Consider the following 20296-nt stretch of genomic DNA (forward strand, 5'->3'; position numbering starts at 1 on the left):
TGTCTTTCAGGCCCGAGGCTTACCACCATTTCGACGGTTTTGCCACAAAACCAGCGGCGTTTTCCAACGCATAGGCGGTATTGAGCAGATCGCCTTCTTCCCAGGGCCGACCGATCAGTTGCAGACCCAGCGGCAGCCCTTGTTTATCGAGCCCTGCAGGCACCGAGATCCCCGGCAGACCGGCAAGGTTCACAGTCACGGTGAAGACGTCGTTCAAGTACATTTGAACGGGGTCGGCCTCAGTCATCTCGCCCAGTCCGAAGGATGCGGACGGGGTGGCCGGGGTCAGAATCGCGTCGACGCCTGCCGCGAAGACATCCTCGAAATCCTTCTTGATCAGGGTCCGGACCTTGCGGGCGCGGTTGTAGTAGGCGTCGTAGAAGCCCGCCGACAGTACGTAGGTGCCCACCATCACACGGCGCTGCACTTCGTGACCGAAGCCCTCGGCGCGGGTTTTCTCGTACATCTCGGTGATACCGTCACCCTGAGACAGCTGCGCGCGGCGGCCATAGCGCACGCCATCATAGCGGGCGAGGTTCGAGGACGCCTCGGCAGGCGCAATCACGTAGTAGGCTGGCAGCGCGTATTTGGTATGCGGCAGCGAGATATCCACGATTTCGGCGCCCGCGTCTTTCAGCATCGCGGCGCCATTGGCCCAGAGCTTTTCGATCTCGGCAGGCATGCCGTCCATGCGGTACTCTTTCGGGATACCGATCTTCTTGCCTTTGATATCACCGGTCAGCATCGCCTCGAAATTCGGGACAGCCAGTTCGGCGCTGGTGGAATCCTTGGCGTCATGGCCACACATGGTTTCCAGCATGATCGCCGCGTCGCGGACATTCTTGGTCATCGGACCGGCCTGATCCAGCGAGGAGGCAAACGCGACGATGCCCCAGCGCGAGCAACGGCCATAGGTCGGCTTGATACCGGTGATGCCAACAAAGGCGGCAGGCTGACGGATCGAGCCGCCGGTATCGGTGCCTGTTGCGGCCAGGCAAAGGTCCGCCGCCACAGCAGAAGCCGAACCACCCGACGAACCGCCCGGTGTCAGCTGCGCGTCGTCATTGCCGCGACGCCACGGGCTGACTGCGTTGCCGTAGACCGAGGTTTCGTTGGACGAGCCCATGGCGAATTCGTCCATGTTCAGTTTGCCCAGCATGACAGCACCGGCATCGGCCAGTTGCTGAGACACGGTGGATTCGTATTCGGGCTTGAAGCCTTCCAGAATTTTGGATGCCGCCTGCGAGGGCACGCCCTTGGTGCAGAACAGATCCTTGATGCCGATCGGCAGACCGCACATCGACGGCGCATCGCCGCCCTTGATCCGCTCATCTGCAGCCTTGGCGCGCTCCAGCGCGATCTCGGGCGTTTTGTGGACAAAAGCGTTCAGCGCATCGGCGTCATCAATGGCCTTCAGGCAGGATTCGGTCAGCTCGACCGAGGTCACGTCACCCTTGCGCAGCGCATCGCGGGCCTCGGCCAGGCCCAGTTTGTTCAGATCGCTCATGTCTTACTCCACCACTTTGGGGACTGCGAAAAAGCCTTCGCGGGCGTCGGGGGCGTTGGCCAGAACCTTGTCCTGCTGGTTTCCGTCGGTGACCACATCCTCACGACGTTTCAAGCACATCGGCTCGACCGAGACCATCGGCTCGACGCCTTCGACATCCACTTCGTTCAGTTGCTCGATGAACCCAAGGATGGTGTTGAACTCGGACGCCAGCGCGGGCAGCGCGTCATCCTCGACCTTGATCCGGGCCAGTTTGGCCACCTTGGCGGCGGTGCTTTGGTCAATCGACATCGGAAAACCTCATATGCGTTAGGGGGCATTTACCCGTCCGGGGTCCGGGTCGCAAGAGCGCGATAAGGTCTGCCCTGGCATCATCTGACATGACCTATTTTCCATTTTGCATACCTCCCATGCAAAAAAGTAAACCGTTTAGTTCATTTTTACTCTTGAAAAACTAAACTGAACTGTTCATTTCTATTACACGACACAGCCAAAACCCGGAGTAGAGACATGAAACCCTTCCTGATTGCATTTGTAGTGGCCACCACTGTTGTAGCGTCGCAAGCACAGGCTTTTGGCCCAACAATGAATACCCTGACACCTGATCTGACCTTCCCCACACCTGCCCCCGAGGTTGTCAGCCAGGATCAGGTCAAGACGAACAAGTGATAGACCCCCTGCCCCGGGTCGGGCGATTAGTGCCCGGCCCGGTTGGCTACAATTAACTACTGCTCTTTTCGACGCGACCCGCTACGGTAGACCGAGCGATGCGTCGAACCGTAAGGTTGGTTCGGCAAGAACCAACGGAGCAGAAGATGAGCGCGCGCAAGCAAGCCGTTCTGGACGCGATTGATGCGGCCAACAGGCAAGACCCCAACATCGAAGACGGCCAACCGGTCGAGCTGATCTATGGCCAGCACATGAGCGCCGAGATGGACAGGCTGTTCCCTGACGCCTCGGACATGTTGCAGATTGCCGCCCGTGGGCAGCATGTTGAACGCTGGAAGCTGGCGCGCAGTGAATACCCCGAAGGTCGTGCCGGATATCTGGCCTGGCGCAAGGCGCAAGGTGTCCATCACGCTGAGGTTGTCATGGGCCTGATGGAACAGGCTGGATACGACGCGGACGACGTCGACGCGACCGGGCGCATGCTGCGTAAACAAGGCATCAAGCGCGATAATGAGGTTCAGGCGCTTGAGGATGTCATCTGCTTTGTGTTCCTGAAATGGTATTTCGCGCCTTTCGCCGCAAAACACTCGGCCGAAAAGATCCAGAGCATTGTCGAAAAGACCGCCCGGAAGATGTCAGCCGAGGGCCGCGCGCGGGTTCTGCAAGAGTTCGATCTGCCCGAAAACCTGGCTGCTGCGTTTCAGGACTGAGATGCGCGGGTCAGGTGCCTGCGATAGACCTCGATCATCCAGCCCAGCATGGTCGCGTTCAGGATGTGCCACATGAAATGCGTGCCCAGCGGAAGCTGCATGCACAACGGCTCATCCAAAGCGCGGAAGGTGATCGAGGCGATCAGGATAAACGCACCAATCGCTAACCCTCGAGCCGTTTCCGGCGTGCGATGGCGCAGCAGGAAGGCATAGATCAGAATCAGCAACGGCACTGGCGCGTATGCGGCGGAGCCCCCCAACCCCGGAACCAATTGAAACAAAGGCAGGGTTGCGGCGGCATAGGGGATGAAAAGCGCGGTCACTATCGCGGCGGGCAGCGGTCGCATCTGCCAGACGTCCCGATTGATCGCAAAGATATAGACCAGAATATACAGAAGGATCGGCGCGACATCGGCCAACGCCGCCCAGACCTGCGCGTGGGTGTGAAACAGATAGCTGCCGATCCCAATCGTGGCGAGAATCAACACCAGCAGCATGGCCAGAGGCATCCCCTGCCCGCGCACCCTGCGCCACATGATGAAAGCTGCGATCAGGAACGCGGCGTTGGTCACCACGTTGATCGGCTCGGCCCAATAGGCGGGGGTAAGGCGTTCGCAATACCCATCAATTTCCTGAAACCAATCCATGAACTTTTACATAACGGATGCTAGTGTGATGCCAATAGGCATCGCAGGAGGATTTCTCATGAACATCATTTGGTTGGGCCACGGCAGCTTTCGCATTGAAACCGAAGGTCAGGTGCTGCTGGTCGACCCATGGCTGACCGGCAACCCGTCTCTGCCCGAGGATCAGCATGATGCAGCCGTTGAAGGTGCCACGCATATCCTTCTGACCCACACGCATTTCGACCATGTCGTCGACATCCTGCCTTTGGCCAAACACCTGAAGGTACCGGTGGTCGGCCAATACGACCTCATGGGCTATTGGGCAGAGGCCGAAGGGATCGAGACCATCGGCTTCAACAAAGGTGGAACGGTCAATCTGAACGGCATCAAGGTCACGATGGTGCCTGCCTCGCACAGCTCGACCTTCTCGACCCCGGACGGGCTGCGCACCGGCGGCAGTGAGGTCGGATTCATGATCGCAGCCGAGGGGCGTATGCTCTATGTCTCGGGCGATACCGATGTCATGGCGGATATGGATTGGATGGGGGACTACTACAAACCCGATATCGGCATTCTGTCCGCGGGCGGACATTTCACCATGGATATGAAAGCCACCGCCTATGCCGCCAAACGGTACTTCGATTTCAAAACGGTGATTCCCTGCCACTACAAAACTTTCCCCATTCTTGAGCAATCCGCGCAGACACTGATCGACGGCCTGCCCGGTGTGGACGTGATCGAGCCTGAAGTCATGAAAGCGATCGCCCTCTGATGCCGGCGTCAGATTTTAGCGCGCAGGAATACGCAGACCGCTTGAGCAAGACCCGCGCGGCGATGAACGCGCGCGGGATTGAGACCCTACTGGTGACCGATCCGTCCAACATGGCTTGGCTCACCGGGTATGACGGCTGGAGCTTCTACGTCCCGCAGATGGTGATCCTGCCTGCACAAGGCGCGCCGCTTTGGTGGGGACGCACGCAGGACAAGGCCGGTGCCGCGCAGACCACCTGGCTTGACCGGTCCGACTTGTTGGACTGGCCGGAAGAGCACGTTCAGCATCCCGACCACCATCCGGTCGACGCTTTGGTTCTCGCGCTGCGCGACCGAGACTGGACCCGAGGGCTGGGTGTCGAGTTGGACAATTACTACTACTCCGCCGCCAGCCACCGCATTCTTGAGCGCGCCTTTGGCGAGATGATCGACGCCACGGGTCTGGTGAACTGGCAACGTGCGGTCAAAAGCGACGCCGAGATCGACATGATGCGCAAGGCGGGTCAGTTGACAGCGCATATGCATGGGGTGCTGCGCGAGGCGTTTTGCGAAGGCCTGCCCAAGAACCAACTGGTCGCCCAAGTGCAGGCGGCAGGCATTGCTGGCCTGCCCGGTTTGGCGGGCGACTACCCGGCGATTGTGCCGATCGCACCCTCCGGGCGCGAGGCATCGGCCTCGCATATCACCTGGAATGATAGGCCCTTAGTGCGCGGAGAGGCCACCTATTTCGAAATCTCAGGCTGCTACCGACGCTATCACTGTCCCGCCAGCCGCAGTCTGTTTTTGGGCGGCCCGCCGGATGACATCCGCCGGGCCGAAGCGGCTGTTCTGACGGCGATTGAGGCCACTATGGCAGCCGCTCGTCCCAGCACCACATGCGAGGAAATCGCTACCTGCGTCTATGAGAGTTTCGCCCGCGCCGGATATGAAAAAGCCAACCGCACCGGCTATCCCATCGGCCTCAGCTACCCGCCCGACTGGGGAGAGCGCACGATGAGCCTACGTCCCGGCGACACCACGGTATTGCAGGAAAATATGACGTTTCACTTGATGCCGGGGCTGTGGACTCCGGACTGGGGGCTTGCGATAACCGAGAGCTTTGTCGTGACGCCGGAGGGCGGCCAACCGCTGGCCGATATCCCGCGTGAGATGGTGGTTAAACCCTAGTAGTCACGTTGGCTCGCGAAAAAGCGCCTGAGCAGGTCGGCCGCCTCGTCGGCTGCGATGCCATCATAGACCTCTGGCTTGTGATGGGCCTGCGGGTGCGCAAAAACCCGTGCGCCATGGGCGACTCCACCTGATTTCGGGTCGGACGCCCCGTAGTAGATGCGGCGGATGCGTGCTGCGGCCAAAGCCGCGGCGCACATCGCGCAAGGCTCCAACGTCACATAGAGGTCATGACCGGGCAGCCTTTCTGAGCCTGCCTCGGCGCAGGCGGCGCGTAGAGCCAGTATCTCGGCATGGGCGGTCGGGTCGTTCAGCTCTCGCGTGCGATTCCCGGCAGAGGCAACAACCCGGCCGTCGGACGCGACGATCACCGCGCCGACGGGAACCTCCCCCCGTTCGGCGGCCGCGCGGGCCTCGGCCAGCGCCTTGTCCATATGCGATTTGAACACCATGCCCCTGACTGCCTCAGAAACCTGCCTTTCGCAAGCGGGCGGGATGGGGTATGGCCCTGCCATGAGCAACACCCCTCCTCCCGGCGACCGGATCGCCAAAGTCCTGGCCCGTGCTGGCGTAGCCTCGCGGCGCGAGGCGGAACGCATGATCGAGGCAGGCCGCGTCAGTGTGAACGGCAAGGCTATCAAAAGCCCTGCCCTGAACGTGACCAGCAAAGACAGGATCACCGTCGACGGCAAACCGGTATCGGAACCCGAACCCTCACGCCTGTGGCTGTATTACAAGCCGACCGGTCTGGTGACCACGACCAAGGATGAAAAAGGCCGCGCGACGATCTTTGACGAACTGCCCGAAGGCATGCCTCGGGTGATGTCTGTTGGCCGGTTGGATCTAAACTCCGAAGGGCTGTTGCTGCTGACCAATGATGGCGGCATCAAACGCAAGCTGGAGCTTCCCTCAACCGGTTGGCTGCGGAAATACCGCGTTAGGGTGAATGGACGCCCCAAGGACGAGGATTTCGCCCCCCTGCGCAAAGGTCTGGTGATCGAGGGCGAAAGGTTTCAGCCCATGACCGTCTCGCTTGATCGTCAGCAGGGCGCGAATGCCTGGCTAACCATCGGCCTGCGCGAAGGCAAAAACCGCGAGATCCGCCGCGCGATGGAGGATATCGGCTTTACCGTGAACCGCTTGCTGCGCGTGTCTTACGGGCCGTTCCAACTGGGCGACCTGAAACCGGGTGAGGTTGAAGAGGTCCGCCGCCGCGTAATGCGCGATCAGCTGGGTCTGGATGGGGGTGAAAAACCCGAAGGAACGGCGAAACGCGCGACCCGACCGCAGCGAAAACGCCCTCCGATCGGCAAGAAACCCCGCAAGTGATGCGGGTTTGATAACCTTCCCCCTAGCGCCAAGCCCTCGTATCCCCTAAATTTTCTGTGAGTGCTGCTATTTGGGGGGCTGAATGTCCGGGAGCGGAGTGCAAAAACTGGCCTATGCGGCCCTTCTGGTGCTGCTGTTTGGCGTCTGCACCGGCCTGCTTGGGGGTCTGTAGCCATGGCCAAACGCTTTGGCGGCAAATACAGCCCTCAGGGTCAGGAATCGTCGGATAGCCCGCTGCCGCGCGGCCAGTTTGACAATGCTCGGGTTGAACCTGCAGGCGCGCGGGCAAACATCCTTTTCATCCCCGCGATCCCTCTGGTCTTTTTATCGCTGAATGATGGCGCGATTGGCATGACCATGGGCCTTGTTGCCGCCGGCCTGCTGACAGCCGCCGCGTTTTTGCTGCGCGAAGGGTTGCGGGCCGAGGCCGCCTATAACGCCCGCAGAACCGCGCGTCGCCCAGCCTTCCCTCGTAAGATCTTCGCAAGCGTTCTGACCGGGCTTGGGGCAGCGCTCGCGTCCTACCGGACCGAGTTTCTGGACGCTGAGACCGCAGCGCAAGCAAGCCTTGTAGCCCCAATCCTGTTCGGCGCCGCCGCCGCGACCCTGCATTCCGTGTCCTTCGGCTTGGATCCCATGAAAAACAAGGGGATGGAGGGCGTCGACACGTTCCAGCAGGACCGTGTCGCTCGCGTTGTCGATGATGCCGAAAAGCATCTGGCCGAGATGACGGATGCGATCAAACGCGCCGGAGATCGCCGGATCGAGGCGCGTGTCGAACGGTTTCAGGATACCGCCCGCGATCTGTTTCGCACGGTCGAAGAAGATCCGCGCGATCTGGCGGGCGCACGGAAGTATCTGACCGTCTATCTGCAGGGCGCACGTGATGCGACCGTCAAGTTCGCGGATGTCTACGCCCGCACCCGCGACGGACAGGCCTTGGCAGACTACTCCGCCCTGTTGGATGATCTGGAACAAAATTTCGCCGCGCGTACGCGCAAAATGTTATTGGATGACCGTAGTGATTTGACGGTCGAAATCGACGTGCTGCGTGAAAGACTGCAGCGCGAAGGTGTCCGGCTGGACTGACCGGCCCTTTATATTTGAGCGAGGAACTCCCCTATGTCCGACGAGATCAAGAACAAAGCGGTTGAGGCCGAAACACTGGTACAAGAGGTCACCGCGGTGGCGCTACCCGAACCGCAGGCCGAGGTCGTCTCGCTTGAAGAGGCCGATGAACCCGTCAGCGCCGAGATCCGCAAGCGCATGGATGAGATCGACATGGGCAACACCAATTCGATCGTCGCCTTCGGCTCGTCCGCGCAGGCAGAATTGCAAGAGATCAGCCAAGCCATGCTGGCGGATGTGCGCAACAAGGATGTTGGCCCCGCAGGTGACAGCCTGCGCAACATCGTCACCACGATCCGGGGGTTCTCGGTCAGTGAACTGGACGTGCGGCGCGAACGCAGCTGGTGGGAGAAATTGTTGGGCCGCGCCGCACCCTTCGCCAAGTTCACCGCGCAATACGAAGAGGTTCAGGGCCAGATCGACCGTATCACAGACGATTTGCTTTCTCACGAACACACTCTGTTGAAAGACATCAAATCGCTGGACCTGCTCTATGAAAAAACGCTGGGGTTCTATGATGAACTGGCGCTCTATATCGCCGCGGGCGAGGAAAAGCTGACCGAGCTGGATAGCCACGACATCCCCGAGAAAGAGGCCGAGGTTCAGGCAGCGCCCGAAGATCAGCAGGTCATGAAAGCGCAGGAGCTGCGCGACATGCGCGCCGCGCGCGACGATCTGGAACGCCGGGTGCATGACCTGAAACTGACCCGGCAGGTGACGATGCAGTCACTGCCCTCGATCCGGTTGGTGCAAGAGAACGACAAATCTCTGGTGACGAAGATCAACTCGACCTTGGTCAACACGGTTCCCCTGTGGGAAACCCAGTTGGCGCAGGCCGTCACCATCCAGCGCAGCGCCGAAGCCGCCGCTGCCGTGCGCGACGCCAATGATCTGACCAACGAGCTTCTGACCTCGAACGCGGCCAACCTGCGTGAGTCGAACAAGATGATCCGCGAAGAGATGGAGCGTGGCGTGTTCGACATCGAGGCCGTCAAACAGGCCAACGCGGACCTGATCGGCACGATCAATGAAAGCCTGGCGATCGCGGACGAAGGCAAAGCCAAACGCGCAGCTGCCGAGCAAGAGCTTCAGAAGATGGAGGCCGAATTGCGCGACACGCTGGCCGCCGCCAAGGCACGGCGTGACGGGACCGGCGACAATGCCGGAACGGCTGTTCCGGGATAAGGTGGGCTGGGCGTGCTGCCTTTGAGCTGTCTCAAAACGGGCCTTGGTGTTCTGGGGCTTCTAGCGCTTGCGGGGTGCGATGAGGCGCTGACCTCTTCGGTCGTTCCGCAGGTGCGGCCATCGGCCCCGCCGACTGCGGCAAACGCCTATGTGCCACCTTCGGCCGCCAGTCAGGACCTCGCGCGGTTCTATCAACGGATCGAACGGGACCTACTTACCCGCGGCCTGTTGCGTACCGATGGCGGAGGACCAGACACCCCTTATGACGCCGACGACCTGAGCCGGAACTTTGAGGCCATCGCTTTTTACAGCGAATATCCTGATCACACTGTCTCGCTCGGGTCGCGGCAAACGGATGGGCAACTCAGCCGCTGGTCAGGACCTGTTCGTATCCAGACCGAATTCGGACCCTCGGTCCTGCCCGCGACCCGCACCAGTGACGCGGATCAGGTTCAATCATATGCTGCGCGGCTGGCCAAACTGACTGGCCATCCGATCTCGACCGTCAGTCGCAAAGCCAATTTCCACGTGTTTTTCGCCGGCAAAGACGACAGCGCCTATGTTGTCACGCGTCTCAAGGAACTGGTGCCCAACATCAGTCAAGCCTCTCTGGATTTAGTCGCCAACCCGCGCGCGAGTTTCGACTGTTTTGTGTTCGCCTCGGCCACCCGCAACGATCCGAACAAATACGTGCGCGCAGTGACGCTGATCCGGTCGGAACTGCCCGATCTGGTGCGGCGTAGCTGTATTCACGAAGAGATTGCGCAAGGGCTGGGCCTGTCCAATGACAGCCCTGGCGCGCGGCCTTCGATCTTCAACGATGATGACGAGTTTGCCTTGCTGACAAGTCATGATGAGAAACTACTGACAATGCTCTACGATCCGCGTCTTACGCCCGGAGTGACGGTCGATCAGGCCCGCCCTGTGGTGCGGATCATTGCGCGTGAATTGATGGGGCAGCCGCTCTGACCCCAAGGACAGGAGAACCCAAATGGGAATTTTCGATTTTCTGACCGGAGAGTTTATCGACGTTATTCACTGGGTCGATGACACCCGAGACACCATGGTCTGGCGGTTCGAACGCGAAGGGCACGAGATCAAGTATGGTGCCAAGCTGACCGTCCGCGAGGGTCAGGCGGCGGTGTTTGTCCATGAAGGGCAACTGGCGGATGTGTTCACGCCCGGTCTCTATATGCTCGAGACCAACAACATGCCGATCCTGACGACCTTACAGCACTGGGATCACGGCTTTCAGTCCCCATTCAAATCCGAGATCTATTTCGTCAACACCACGCGGTTCAATGATCTGAAATGGGGCACCAAGAACCCGATCATGCTGCGCGACCCGGAATTCGGACCAACCCGCATTCGGGCCTATGGCACCTATACGGTACGGGTGAAAGACCCGGCAAAATTTCTGGTCGAGATCGTCGGAACCGATGGTGAGTTTACCATGGACGAGATCAGCTTTCAGGTCCGCAACATCATCGTGCAAGAGTTCAGCCGCGTGATCGCCGGGTCCGGCATTCCGGTTCTCGACATGGCCGCGAATACGGCCGATCTGGGCAAACTGATTGCAGCCGAAGTCTCGCCCGTGTTGGAAGGCTATGGGCTGGAGATGCCTGAGTTCTACATCGAAAACATCTCGCTTCCGCCTGCGGTAGAGGCCGCGTTGGACAAGCGCACCTCTATGGGACTGGCGGGTGATCTGGGCAAGTTCACCCAGTATTCCGCCGCCGAGGCGATGACGGCAGCAGCCAACAACACCGGTCAGGGCGGCGGCATGGGTGCCGGTCTTGGCATGGGAATGGGCATGGCGATGGCCAATCAGATGGCGAACATGGCAGCGGGCCAACCGAGCGGCCCGTGGGGGTCGCCCGCCCCCGCTGCCCCGCAAACATCCGCGCATGCGGCCCCGCCGCCCCCTCCACCCGTTGAGCATGTATGGCATATCGCGGTGGACGGACAGACCAGCGGGCCGTTCTCGAAGGCCAAGATGGGGCGTATGGCCACGGACGGAGAACTGACACGCGAGACACATGTCTGGACCGCTGGTCAGGATGGCTGGAAAAAAGCCGGTGAGGTGCAGGAGTTGGCGCAACTGTTCACGATCCTGCCCCCGCCTCCGCCGGGTGCGTAAGCAGTAGCAGGCGGACGGATGACTGAAGAACACCGCTTTCCCTGCGACCAATGTGGCGCGGACTACCGGTTCAATCCCGGCGATGGCACGTTGACCTGTGACCATTGCGGCCACTCCGAACCCATTGGCTCAGGCCCATGGGGCGGCGCAAGCCTGCGCGAGCTGGATTTTGACGCCGCCATCGCCGACCGTCTGCCCGACAGCGAGATTGAGGAAACGCGGGTTCTGTCCTGTCCGAACTGTGCCGCTCAGGTCGAGTTCGACCCGAATACCCACGCAGCGGAATGTCCGTTCTGTGCCACTCCTGTGGTGACGGATACAGGCGTCAACAGGCATATCAAACCCAAAGGCGTCCTGCCTTTTGCGCTGGATGAACGGTCCGCCCATAAGGCGATGGGGGATTGGCTGGGTCGGCTTTGGTTCGCGCCGAACGGGCTGAAGGACTATGCTCGCAAGGGGCGAAAAATGCAGGGCATATATGTGCCCTACTGGACCTTCGACGCGGACACCAAATCCAGTTATCGCGGCGAACGCGGCACCGTCTACTACGAAACGCGCACCGTCATGCGCGACGGGAAGCGGGTGCAACAACAGGTGGCCAAAGTGCGCTGGAGCCCGAAATCCGGTCGTGTCGCGCGGTTCTTTGATGACGTTCTGGTGTTGGCGTCACGCTCTCTGCCCAAGAAATATACAGACGCGTTGGAGCCCTGGGATCTGCCCGCACTTGAACCCTACCAGCCGCAATACCTGGCGGGGTTCCGGGCCGAGGCGTATTCGGTCGAGTTGCCCGATGGGTATTCCGAGGCGCGGGCACATATGGCGCGCGTGATCGAGCGTGACGTGCGCTTTGACATCGGTGGCGACCGGCAGCGTATTCACGCGGTGGACACGGATGTACGCGATGTGACGTTCAAGCATATCCTGCTGCCCATCTGGATGGCTGCCTATAAGTATCGCGGGCAAACCTATCGGTTTGTGGTCAACGGGCGCACTGGCCGGGTGCAGGGGGAACGACCGTGGTCTGCGATCAAGATAACCATTGCGGTGGTCCTCGGCCTGCTGGTGGCAGCAGGCGTGGGGTACGTGATGGCGACGTCGCAGGGGTGAGCCCAGCAAAATCACACAGGCAGACGTTTTCCCGACTACGCGCAAGACGCTGGATGACAAGTGGGCCTCCGGCGGCTAAACCGACTGCTGAACGCATGCGATTTGGGGAGAGCGATGCGCGCAGTCTTACAACGGATCTCTAGAGCGTCAGTCTCGGTGGATGGCGCTGTTGTCGGTCAATCGGGACCGGGGCTGATGATTCTCGTATGCGCGATGCAGGGCGACAGCGAAGAGAATGCCTCGAAACTTGCTGCGAAAATCTCCAAGCTACGAATCTTCCAGGATGACGCCGGTAAAATGAACCGGTCTGTCGTGGACATTGGCGGCTCAGCTCTGGTTGTCAGCCAGTTCACCCTTGCTGCGGATACGGCCAGCGGTAACCGGCCCGGATTCTCGCAGGCCGCTGCGCCGGATATCGGTAAACACCTTTATGACAGTTTTGCCAAGAACCTCGCCGCGTGCGGAATCGCGGTTGAGACAGGGCAATTTGGGGCCGACATGGCCGTTGAGCTGGTCAATGATGGGCCAGTGACAATCTGGATGGAGAATTAATGACCCGCGCTGAACAGGCAATCGCACTCTGGCAAGCCGGAGTCGCGGCGGTAGACGGATACACGGCGACCCGAAAAGCACTCGCCGATGTTGCAAAACCAGATCGGATATTGGCCGTGGGCAAACCCGCGTCGGCGATGGCCCGAGCGGCATTGGATCATTTCGGAGATATCCCAACGCTGGTGGTCACCAAGGACGATCATGGGCGCGACTTGCCCGAGGGCGTCGAGGTAATCGAGGCCTCACATCCAGTCCCGGACAGCCGCAGCCTTGCAGGCGGCAGGGCACTGCGCCTCGCGGTCGAAGCAATGCCGCCCGAGGCGCATTTGCTGCTGTTGGTGTCGGGCGGCGCGTCCTCGCTGGCCGAAGATTTGATAGGTGGCAAAACGCTTGAGGATCTGGAGGCGTTGAACAAAAAGCTGCTGTCCGAGGGACTTGATATCGGGGCGATGAATGCGGAACGACGCAAGATTTCGCAGGTCAAAGGCGGAGGATTGCTGTCCCGGCTCAAAGGCCGACAGGTCACGGTTCTAGCGATCTCGGACGTGCCGGGGGATGACCTGAACGTTATCGGCTCGGGCATCGGTGCGCTGCCTGAACAGGTCTCCTACGAGGCCGAAGCGCAGATCATTGCCTCGAACGCCCATGCCCGTGCGGCAGCCGCCGAAGCGGCCGAGGATGCGGGTCTGTCGGTGCTGGCCAATGAAGAGGCCCTGCATGACGATTATCAGGCAGTCGCCACCGCAATCGGTGAGAAGCTGCGGCAGATGGGATCAGGCGTCATGGTTTTCGGCGGCGAGCCGACTGTTGTGCTGCCCCCAAACCCCGGACAGGGTGGGCGCAATCAGGCTTTGGCACTGGCACTGGCGCACGAGATTTCCGGCCTTGAAGATATCACGGTCGTGGTCGGAGGAACCGACGGAACGGATGGCCCAACCAACGCAGCAGGCGGGGTTGTTTCTGGCGCCACCTGGGCCAAAGGCGCGGACGAGGCGCTGGCTGCCGCCGATAGTGGGGCCTTCCTGGAAAACGCAGGCGCTTTGCTGGTGACCGGGCCGACAGGAACCAATGTCATGGACCTGATTGTCGCAATTCGGGATTAGAATGACGTATTCTCCCGATACCGACCAAGGCAACCAATAGATCATTTTCGTCATAGCGGAGGACGCGAAGACACGGCGCTATGACGGCTTTGATAAACACGGTATTGTCAGGCAAGGCACATTTGCGACACGGAATTCCACTTGCCCGACCCGCTGAAATGCGTCAACGTTGACTCACGCGTCAATAAAAAGCCCGAAAACGGGCGAACACAACCAACTGGGAGCTTCTGAATGAACGAACAACTCACTCACATGTCCAAACAGGTGACGGCAGGCAAACTGACCCGTCGCGAGTTCATGGGCAAAGCCGCCGCTCTTGGCGTTTCGGCAGCCATGGCCAGCACGATGTTTGCCGACGCGGCCCGTGCAGCCGGCCCGAAAAAGGGTGGCGATCTGAAATTCGGCCTACAGGGCGGCGAATCGACCAACTCGCTTGACCCGGCGACGTATGCAAGCTCGGTCCCGTTCCAGAACGGCAAACAGTTCGGCGACCAATTGGTCGAAGTTGCACCCGACGGCACAATCGAACCACGCCTTGCCGAAAGCGTCGAAGGCAGTGCAGACGCGAAGGTCTGGACCTTCAAGCTGCGTCAGGGGGTCGAATTCCACAACGGCAAGACCATGACCAGCGAAGACGTGCTGAAAACCATGCAGCGCCACTCGAATGAAGACTCCAAGTCTGGTGCATTGGGCATCATGAAGGGCATCGAGTCGATGAAGGCCGATGGCGACAACTTCCAGGTCACCCTGTCCGAGCCCAACGCCGACTTGCCCTATCTGATGGCCGACTATCACCTGATTATTCAGCCTGACGGTGGTATGGAAAACCCGGCAGCCGGTATCGGCACAGGTCCCTACAAGCTGGAAGTTGATGAACCCGGCGTCCGTCACCTGTTCACCAAGAACGAAAACCACTGGAACAGCGATTTCGGCAACTTTGACAGCGTCGAAGTGGTTGTCATCAACGACGCAACTGCCCGGACAGCTGCACTGCAATCGGGTCAGGTTCATGCCGTAAACCGCGTCGAGCCCAAAGTTGCCGACCTGCTGGGCCGCGCACCAAACCTGACTGTTCATTCGACCGCCGGTCGTGGCCACTATGTGTTCATCATGCATTGTGACACGGCTCCGTTCGACAACAACGAACTGCGCACGGCTCTGAAATACGCGATCAACCGCGCGGATCTGGTGGACAAAGTTCTGCGTGGCTATGGCTCGATCGGGAACGACATGCCGATCAACGCGGCCTACCCCCTGTTCGATGAGACAATCGAACAGCGTGAGTTCAGCGTTGAAAAAGCAGCCGAGCACTACAAGAAATCTGGCCACGATGGATCGCCGATCATTCTGCGTGTTGCAGATGGCGCCTTCCCAGGTGCTGTGGATGCGGCGGCGCTGTTTCAGCAAACCGCAGCTCAAGCCGGTATTCCGCTGGAAATCAAACGCGAACCCAATGATGGCTACTGGTCGGAAGTGTGGAACGTTCAGCCGTTCTGTGCCTCGTACTGGGGTGGTCGTCCAGTCCAGGACCAGATGTACTCGACCGCGTATCTGTCGAGCGCAGACTGGAACGACACGCGCTTCAAGGTTCAGGCATTCGACGACTTGCTGTTCGCAGCGCGCGCCGAACTGGACGCCGAGAAACGCAAGGGCATCTACAGCCAGATGGGCCAAATGGTTCGCGACGAAGGCGGCCTGATTTGCCCGATGTTCAACGACTTTGTTGAAGGCATCAGCAACCAGCTGGACGGTTGGGAGTCTGATCCGACGCAAGAGATGATGAACGGCAACATCTCGCGCAAGATGTGGTTCGTGTAACTCGGGCAACGGATAATGCATCCTATCATCAAACTGGTTTCCCAGCGCCTTGCGCTGGGACTCCTACTGCTGCTCGGCGCTTCGGCTCTGATTTTTGGCCTGACCGAAGCCCTTCCCGGAGACGCCGCGCAAGCCGTCCTGGGGCAGTCCGCAACCCCTGAGGCCCTTGCCAACCTCCGAGAAGAGATGGGCCTGAACCGCCCTGCCCTAACCCGCTATTTCGAATGGTTGGGTGGCATCGCGCAAGGCGATCTGGGGCAATCCCTCACCAACAAACTTGATATCTCCGAGAGCATCGGAAAACGCCTCGGCAATACATTGTTCCTTGCTTGCGTCGCTGCGATCGTCTCTGTTCCGCTGGCGATCTTCCTGGGCCTTCTGGCCGTTCGGTTCCGCAATCGCTGGCCCGACAAGCTGATCTCGGCGATCACGCTGACGACAGTTTCAATTCCCGAGTTTCTGATCGGCTACGTGGTGATCTACTTTATCTCAGTTAAACTGGGCTGGTTCTCATCCCTGGCGATGATCAACGATTCCATGACCTTCGGGCAGAAGCTGAATGCGATTGCCCTGCCGGCCTTCGTTCTGACGCTGGTGGTTCTGGCGCAAATGATGCGCATGACCCGCGCGGCCATTCTGAACCTCATGCAATCGGCCTATATCGAAACCGCCGAGCTTAAGGGCCTGAGCACCTTTCAGGTCATTGCACGCCATGCTTTCCCAAACGCGATTTCCCCGATCGTAAACGTTGTGATGCTGAACCTGGCCTATCTGGTTGTCGGCGTTGTCGTGGTCGAGGTTGTATTCGTCTATCCCGGCATGGGGCAATATCTGGTGGATGCGGTGACCAAACGTGACGTGCCTGTTGTGTTGGCCTGTGGTGTCGTATTCGCGGCCGTCTATATCGGCTTGAACATGGTTGCCGATATCGTGTCGATCCTTGCCAACCCAAGACTGAGGCATCCGAAATGATAAAGAACATTCCTCTTTCGGCACTGATTGGCCTCTTGTTCACTGGCGCCTATTTCTTTGTGGCCATCGCGGCCCCCCTGATTGCGCCCTATGGAATGGCAGAAGTTGTCGGCGATGTGTGGGAGCCTGCCAGCGCCGAACATCTGCTGGGTACAGACAATATTGGGCGGGACCTACTGACCCGCATGATCTATGGCGGGCGCACGACGATCTTCATCGCCGCCGCAGCCACCTTGCTCAGCTTTCTGACCGGTACATCTCTGGGTTTGCTGGCCGCCGTTCTGGGCGGATGGGCGGATCAGGCACTCAGCCGGACTGTTGACCTGATCATGTCGATCCCCACCTTGATCCTGGCGCTGGTCATTCTGGCAATCGTTCCGGTGACCGTTCCGATCCTGATCCTTGTGATGGGCCTGCTGGACGCAACCCGCCCCTATCGACTGTCGCGCTCGGTCGCGGTGGACATCAACGTGATGGACTATGTTGAAGCCGCGAAACTGCGCGGTGAAGGGCGCGCGTGGGTTATCTTCCGGGAAATCCTGCCCAACGCTCTGTCGCCTCTGGTGGCCGAGTTCGGTCTGCGGTTCATCTTCATGGTTCTGTTCATCTCGACCCTGTCCTTTCTGGGCCTGGGCGTGCAGCCGCCGTTGGCGGACTGGGGCGGCATCGTGAAGGAAAACAAGGACGGTATCGTCTATGGAATCGGTGCTGCCCTGTGGCCTGCCGTCGCCATCGCGACGCTGGCCATCTCAGTCAACCTTGTGGCTGACTGGGTTCTGAACCGCACCACATCGCTGAAAGGAGGCCGGGGATGAGCGACGATATCCTTCTCAAGGTCCGCGACCTCAAAATCGGCGCGACCGTCTATCCTCCGGGCGAAAAGCCCCATGACATCGAAATCGTGCATGGGGTCAGCTTTGACCTCGAACGCGGCAAGGTGCTGGGGCTGATCGGTGAATCCGGTGCCGGTAAATCCACCATCGGTCTGGCCTCGATGGCCTATGGCCGCGGTGGCGTGAAGATCACCGGCGGCGAGGTCTGGGTAAATGGGCGCGATATCCTCAAGACTTCTCATGGGGATATCCGCAAGCTGCGCGGGGGTGAGGTCACCTATGTGTCACAATCCGCTGCCGCGTCGTTCAACCCTGCCAAAAGGATCATGGATCAGGTCGTTGAAGCGGCGGTCGAGCAGAAGAAATTCACGCGCAAACAGGCCGAGGCCCGTGCGCGTGAACTCTTCGCCAAGCTGGGCCTGCCCGATCCGGACAATATCGGCAGTCGCTACCCGCACCAAGTTTCCGGTGGTCAGCTACAACGCTGCATGACCGCGCTGGCCCTGTGTCCGGAACCTGATCTGGTGGTATTCGACGAACCCACCACAGCCTTGGACGTGACCACCCAGATCGATGTTCTGATGGCCATCAAGGAAGCCATTGCAGATACCGGCGTCGCCGCGCTCTACATCACCCACGACCTTGCCGTTGTGGCGCAGGTCAGCGACGACATCATGGTTCTGCGGATGGGCGACACTGTCGAGTACGGCAATACCGATCAGATCATCAACAACCCTCAGGAGGACTACACCAAGGCCCTGGTCTCTGTCCGCTCTATCGAACATGAAGAGAAAAAGCCGACCGCAGAGCCGGTTCTTCAGGTCGACGGTATTACCGCACGCTACAAGGGTCTGAACTTCGACGTTCTGCACAACGTCAATGTAGAGCTTCATCCAGGGCAGACTTTGGCGGTCGTGGGCGAATCCGGGTCGGGCAAGTCCACGTTGGCGCGTGTGATCACCGGCCTGCTGCCCGCACGTGAGGGTGAGATCACCTTCAACGGGCGCAAACTGAGTTCGGATCTGAAGGGCCGCACGCGCGAAGACCTGCGTGAGCTGCAGATGATCTATCAGATGGCAGACACAGCGATGAACCCGCGCCAGACCGTCGGCACGATCATCGGCCGCCCGTTGGAGTTCTACTTCAACATGCGCGGGGCCGAGAAACGCAAACGCGTTGTCGAGCTGCTGGATGAGATCGAACTGGGTGAAAAGTTCATCGATCGCTACCCGGCGGAACTCTCCGGTGGGCAGAAACAGCGTGTCTGTATCGCGCGGTCACTGGCGGCCAAGCCTAAGATGATCATCTGTGATGAGGTCACCTCGGCCCTTGATCCGCTCGTAGCTGACGGCATCCTGAAGCTGCTGCTGGACCTTCAGAAGATCGAGGATGTGGCCTACCTGTTCATCACCCATGATCTGGCGACGGTCCGCGCAATCAGCGACAGCATCGCGGTTATGTATCAGGGTCGCGTCGCGCGCTATGGCTCGAAGTCTCAGGTGCTTAGTCCGCCATTCGACGACTATACTGACCTGCTGCTCAGCTCGGTCCCCGAGATGGAACTTGGCTGGCTGGAAAAAGTCGTTGCCAACCGCAAGATGGAGGCGGCAGGGAACTGACCCTTGCCCCAACCAACGCTATGAAATCCCGGCACGTGTCACGAACAGGTGTCGGGATTTTGCTATTCGGGGCGGGAATAGGCAGCCCAAGTGCAACGAATCTTTTAGGGTCGCCGGAAACACTCTCGAAAAGGGTCAAAATATGGACCGCAAACTCCTCCTCATCATTTTGGACGGCGTCCCGTGGCGCAACTTCCGCCGGTTGTTCGGCAATCTCGAAGGCTGGGTCGATAGTGGCGAGGCCCGCGTATGGAAACTCCGCTCGGTCCTGCCGTCGACCTCGGCCAGTTGCTATGCTTCGATCCACACGGGCGTAACCCCGCAGGAGCATGGTTGCACCGGCAACGGCAATGTCTTCCGCCTAAGCCACAAGGACGTGTTCAGCCAGGTCCGCGAGGCCGGAGGCGTGACCGGAGCCGTCACCCACAGCTATTGGTCACAATTCTTCAACCGTCATCCATTCGACTATGTGCGCGACGTGGAATATGACGAGCCGGACAGTAAGACCATCAATCACGGGAGGTTCCACAGCATGACCGGCTATGGCAAGGCCAACCAGATGACGCCCTGTGACGTCGATCTGTTTGCCACGCTGACGAACCTGTGCCTGCGCCATGGGTTGGACTATGGCATCCTGCACACCTGCACCTTGGACAGCATGGGTCATCGCTTCTTCCACGACTGCGAGGAAATGGACCACGCCTGTTTCGTGATGGATGAGATGCTGGCCCCCTTCATCCCGAACTGGCGCAAGCTGGGCTATGAGGTCATCGTCACGGCCGATCACGGGCAGGACGAACGCGGCCACCACGGGGGGCGCAGCCCGTTGCAACAGGAAACCGCACTGTATTATTTCGGCGACGCAGAGGGCCCCGAGGCCGATTCCGTGGTCGACCAGCTACAGCTTGCCCCTACCATCCTGACCCGTATGGGCGCGCCGCTTGCGGACACGATGAAGGCCAAGCCCTTCCTGAGCTGATCAAAGCACTTCGCTGCTACATACGGCGACAGGAATGTCCTGAACTTGGGCAGGGCATTCCTGTTCTAATCCGGAATCCAG

General features: G+C 59.8%; 21 protein-coding genes. 17 read left to right on the plus strand and 4 right to left on the minus strand.

Features of this window, described 5'->3' with window-relative positions; all coding sequences use genetic code 11:
• Positions 1–19: 19 nt before the first annotated feature.
• Together gatA and gatC are read right to left on the minus strand one after the other, a co-directional pair.
• On the minus strand, positions 20–1507 hold the full coding sequence (gatA, locus tag ACR0JF_RS16345) for an Asp-tRNA(Asn)/Glu-tRNA(Gln) amidotransferase subunit GatA (RefSeq protein ID WP_170662104.1): 1488 nt from the start codon (positions 1505–1507) through the stop codon (positions 20–22).
• A 3-nt stretch (positions 1508–1510) separates the two neighbouring features.
• The gene (gene gatC, locus ACR0JF_RS16350) at positions 1511–1798 is read right to left on the minus strand and encodes an Asp-tRNA(Asn)/Glu-tRNA(Gln) amidotransferase subunit GatC (protein WP_170662105.1); all 288 of its coding nucleotides are present in this window, start codon (positions 1796–1798) and stop codon (positions 1511–1513) included.
• 219 nt (positions 1799–2017) lie between these two features.
• On the opposite strand from gatC, the gene ACR0JF_RS16355 reads away from it, so the two are divergent.
• Together ACR0JF_RS16355 and ACR0JF_RS16360 are read left to right on the plus strand one after the other, a co-directional pair.
• Complete coding sequence (locus ACR0JF_RS16355; RefSeq protein WP_170460730.1) at positions 2018–2176, plus strand: hypothetical protein; 159 nt, start codon at positions 2018–2020, stop codon at positions 2174–2176.
• 146 nt (positions 2177–2322) lie between these two features.
• On the plus strand, positions 2323–2886 hold the full coding sequence (locus ACR0JF_RS16360; RefSeq protein ID WP_170662107.1) for a DUF4202 domain-containing protein: 564 nt from the start codon (positions 2323–2325) through the stop codon (positions 2884–2886).
• Here ACR0JF_RS16360 and ACR0JF_RS16365 read toward each other — a convergent pair.
• Complete coding sequence (locus tag ACR0JF_RS16365; RefSeq protein WP_170662109.1) at positions 2877–3533, minus strand: ceramidase domain-containing protein; 657 nt, start codon at positions 3531–3533, stop codon at positions 2877–2879. The two genes, ACR0JF_RS16360 and ACR0JF_RS16365, sit on opposite strands and share 10 nt — an antisense overlap.
• 58 nt (positions 3534–3591) lie before the next feature.
• On the opposite strand from ACR0JF_RS16365, the gene ACR0JF_RS16370 reads away from it, so the two are divergent.
• Together ACR0JF_RS16370 and ACR0JF_RS16375 are read left to right on the plus strand one after the other, a co-directional pair.
• Positions 3592–4284, plus strand: a complete 693-nt coding sequence (locus ACR0JF_RS16370; RefSeq protein WP_170662111.1) for a metal-dependent hydrolase — start codon at positions 3592–3594, stop codon at positions 4282–4284.
• Positions 4284–5450, plus strand: a complete 1167-nt coding sequence (locus ACR0JF_RS16375) for a M24 family metallopeptidase (RefSeq protein WP_170662113.1) — start codon at positions 4284–4286, stop codon at positions 5448–5450. The genes ACR0JF_RS16370 and ACR0JF_RS16375 overlap by 1 nt, the downstream gene beginning before the upstream one ends.
• Here the strand turns inward: ACR0JF_RS16375 and ACR0JF_RS16380 are convergent.
• The gene (locus ACR0JF_RS16380; RefSeq protein WP_170662116.1) at positions 5447–5902 is read right to left on the minus strand and encodes a nucleoside deaminase; all 456 of its coding nucleotides are present in this window, start codon (positions 5900–5902) and stop codon (positions 5447–5449) included. The genes ACR0JF_RS16375 and ACR0JF_RS16380 overlap by 4 nt on opposite strands.
• Positions 5903–5963: 61 nt before the next feature.
• Between ACR0JF_RS16380 and ACR0JF_RS16385 the strand changes: the two genes are divergently transcribed.
• The 13 genes from ACR0JF_RS16385 to ACR0JF_RS16445 all read left to right on the plus strand — a co-directional run bounded on the left by ACR0JF_RS16385 (position 5964) and on the right by ACR0JF_RS16445 (position 20215).
• Positions 5964–6779: a pseudouridine synthase gene (locus ACR0JF_RS16385; protein WP_480669554.1), complete on the plus strand. Its 816-nt coding sequence runs from the start codon at positions 5964–5966 to the stop codon at positions 6777–6779.
• Between the two features lie 174 nt (positions 6780–6953).
• Entirely contained in the window at positions 6954–7868 is a 915-nt protein-coding gene (locus ACR0JF_RS16390) for a 5-bromo-4-chloroindolyl phosphate hydrolysis family protein (protein ID WP_170662120.1), read from the plus strand.
• 33 nt (positions 7869–7901) lie between these two features.
• Positions 7902–9092, plus strand: coding sequence for a toxic anion resistance protein (locus ACR0JF_RS16395; RefSeq protein WP_170374831.1), 1191 nt, complete (start codon positions 7902–7904; stop codon positions 9090–9092).
• Positions 9093–9104: 12 nt separating this feature from the next.
• On the plus strand, positions 9105–10061 hold the full coding sequence (locus ACR0JF_RS16400; RefSeq protein ID WP_480669555.1) for a DUF2927 domain-containing protein: 957 nt from the start codon (positions 9105–9107) through the stop codon (positions 10059–10061).
• Between the two features lie 22 nt (positions 10062–10083).
• Positions 10084–11232 (plus strand): SPFH domain-containing protein, encoded by a 1149-nt coding sequence (locus ACR0JF_RS16405; RefSeq protein ID WP_170662122.1) that lies wholly within the window; start codon positions 10084–10086, stop codon positions 11230–11232.
• A gap of 18 nt (positions 11233–11250) precedes the next feature.
• On the plus strand, positions 11251–12339 hold the full coding sequence (locus ACR0JF_RS16410) for a TFIIB-type zinc finger domain-containing protein (protein WP_170662124.1): 1089 nt from the start codon (positions 11251–11253) through the stop codon (positions 12337–12339).
• Positions 12340–12453: 114 nt separating this feature from the next.
• On the plus strand, positions 12454–12891 hold the full coding sequence (gene dtd, locus ACR0JF_RS16415; protein WP_170662126.1) for a D-aminoacyl-tRNA deacylase: 438 nt from the start codon (positions 12454–12456) through the stop codon (positions 12889–12891).
• The gene (locus tag ACR0JF_RS16420; protein WP_170662128.1) at positions 12891–13994 is read left to right on the plus strand and encodes a DUF4147 domain-containing protein; all 1104 of its coding nucleotides are present in this window, start codon (positions 12891–12893) and stop codon (positions 13992–13994) included. The genes dtd and ACR0JF_RS16420 overlap by 1 nt, the downstream gene beginning before the upstream one ends.
• 231 nt (positions 13995–14225) lie before the next feature.
• Positions 14226–15812 carry an ABC transporter substrate-binding protein gene (locus ACR0JF_RS16425; RefSeq protein ID WP_170662130.1) on the plus strand — a complete coding sequence of 529 codons (1587 nt, stop codon included), beginning with the start codon at positions 14226–14228 and terminating at the stop codon, positions 15810–15812.
• A 15-nt stretch (positions 15813–15827) separates the two neighbouring features.
• Positions 15828–16784: an ABC transporter permease gene (locus ACR0JF_RS16430; protein WP_170374804.1), complete on the plus strand. Its 957-nt coding sequence runs from the start codon at positions 15828–15830 to the stop codon at positions 16782–16784.
• On the plus strand, positions 16784–17599 hold the full coding sequence (locus tag ACR0JF_RS16435) for an ABC transporter permease (RefSeq protein ID WP_170375341.1): 816 nt from the start codon (positions 16784–16786) through the stop codon (positions 17597–17599). The genes ACR0JF_RS16430 and ACR0JF_RS16435 overlap by 1 nt, the downstream gene beginning before the upstream one ends.
• Complete coding sequence (locus ACR0JF_RS16440) at positions 17596–19236, plus strand: ABC transporter ATP-binding protein (protein WP_170662132.1); 1641 nt, start codon at positions 17596–17598, stop codon at positions 19234–19236. Before ACR0JF_RS16435 ends, ACR0JF_RS16440 begins: the two co-directional genes overlap by 4 nt.
• Positions 19237–19378: 142 nt before the next feature.
• Positions 19379–20215, plus strand: coding sequence for an alkaline phosphatase family protein (locus ACR0JF_RS16445; protein WP_170662134.1), 837 nt, complete (start codon positions 19379–19381; stop codon positions 20213–20215).
• The last annotated feature ends 81 nt before the right edge of the window (positions 20216–20296 follow it).

The organism is Ruegeria sp. BG11 (assembly GCF_056538565.1).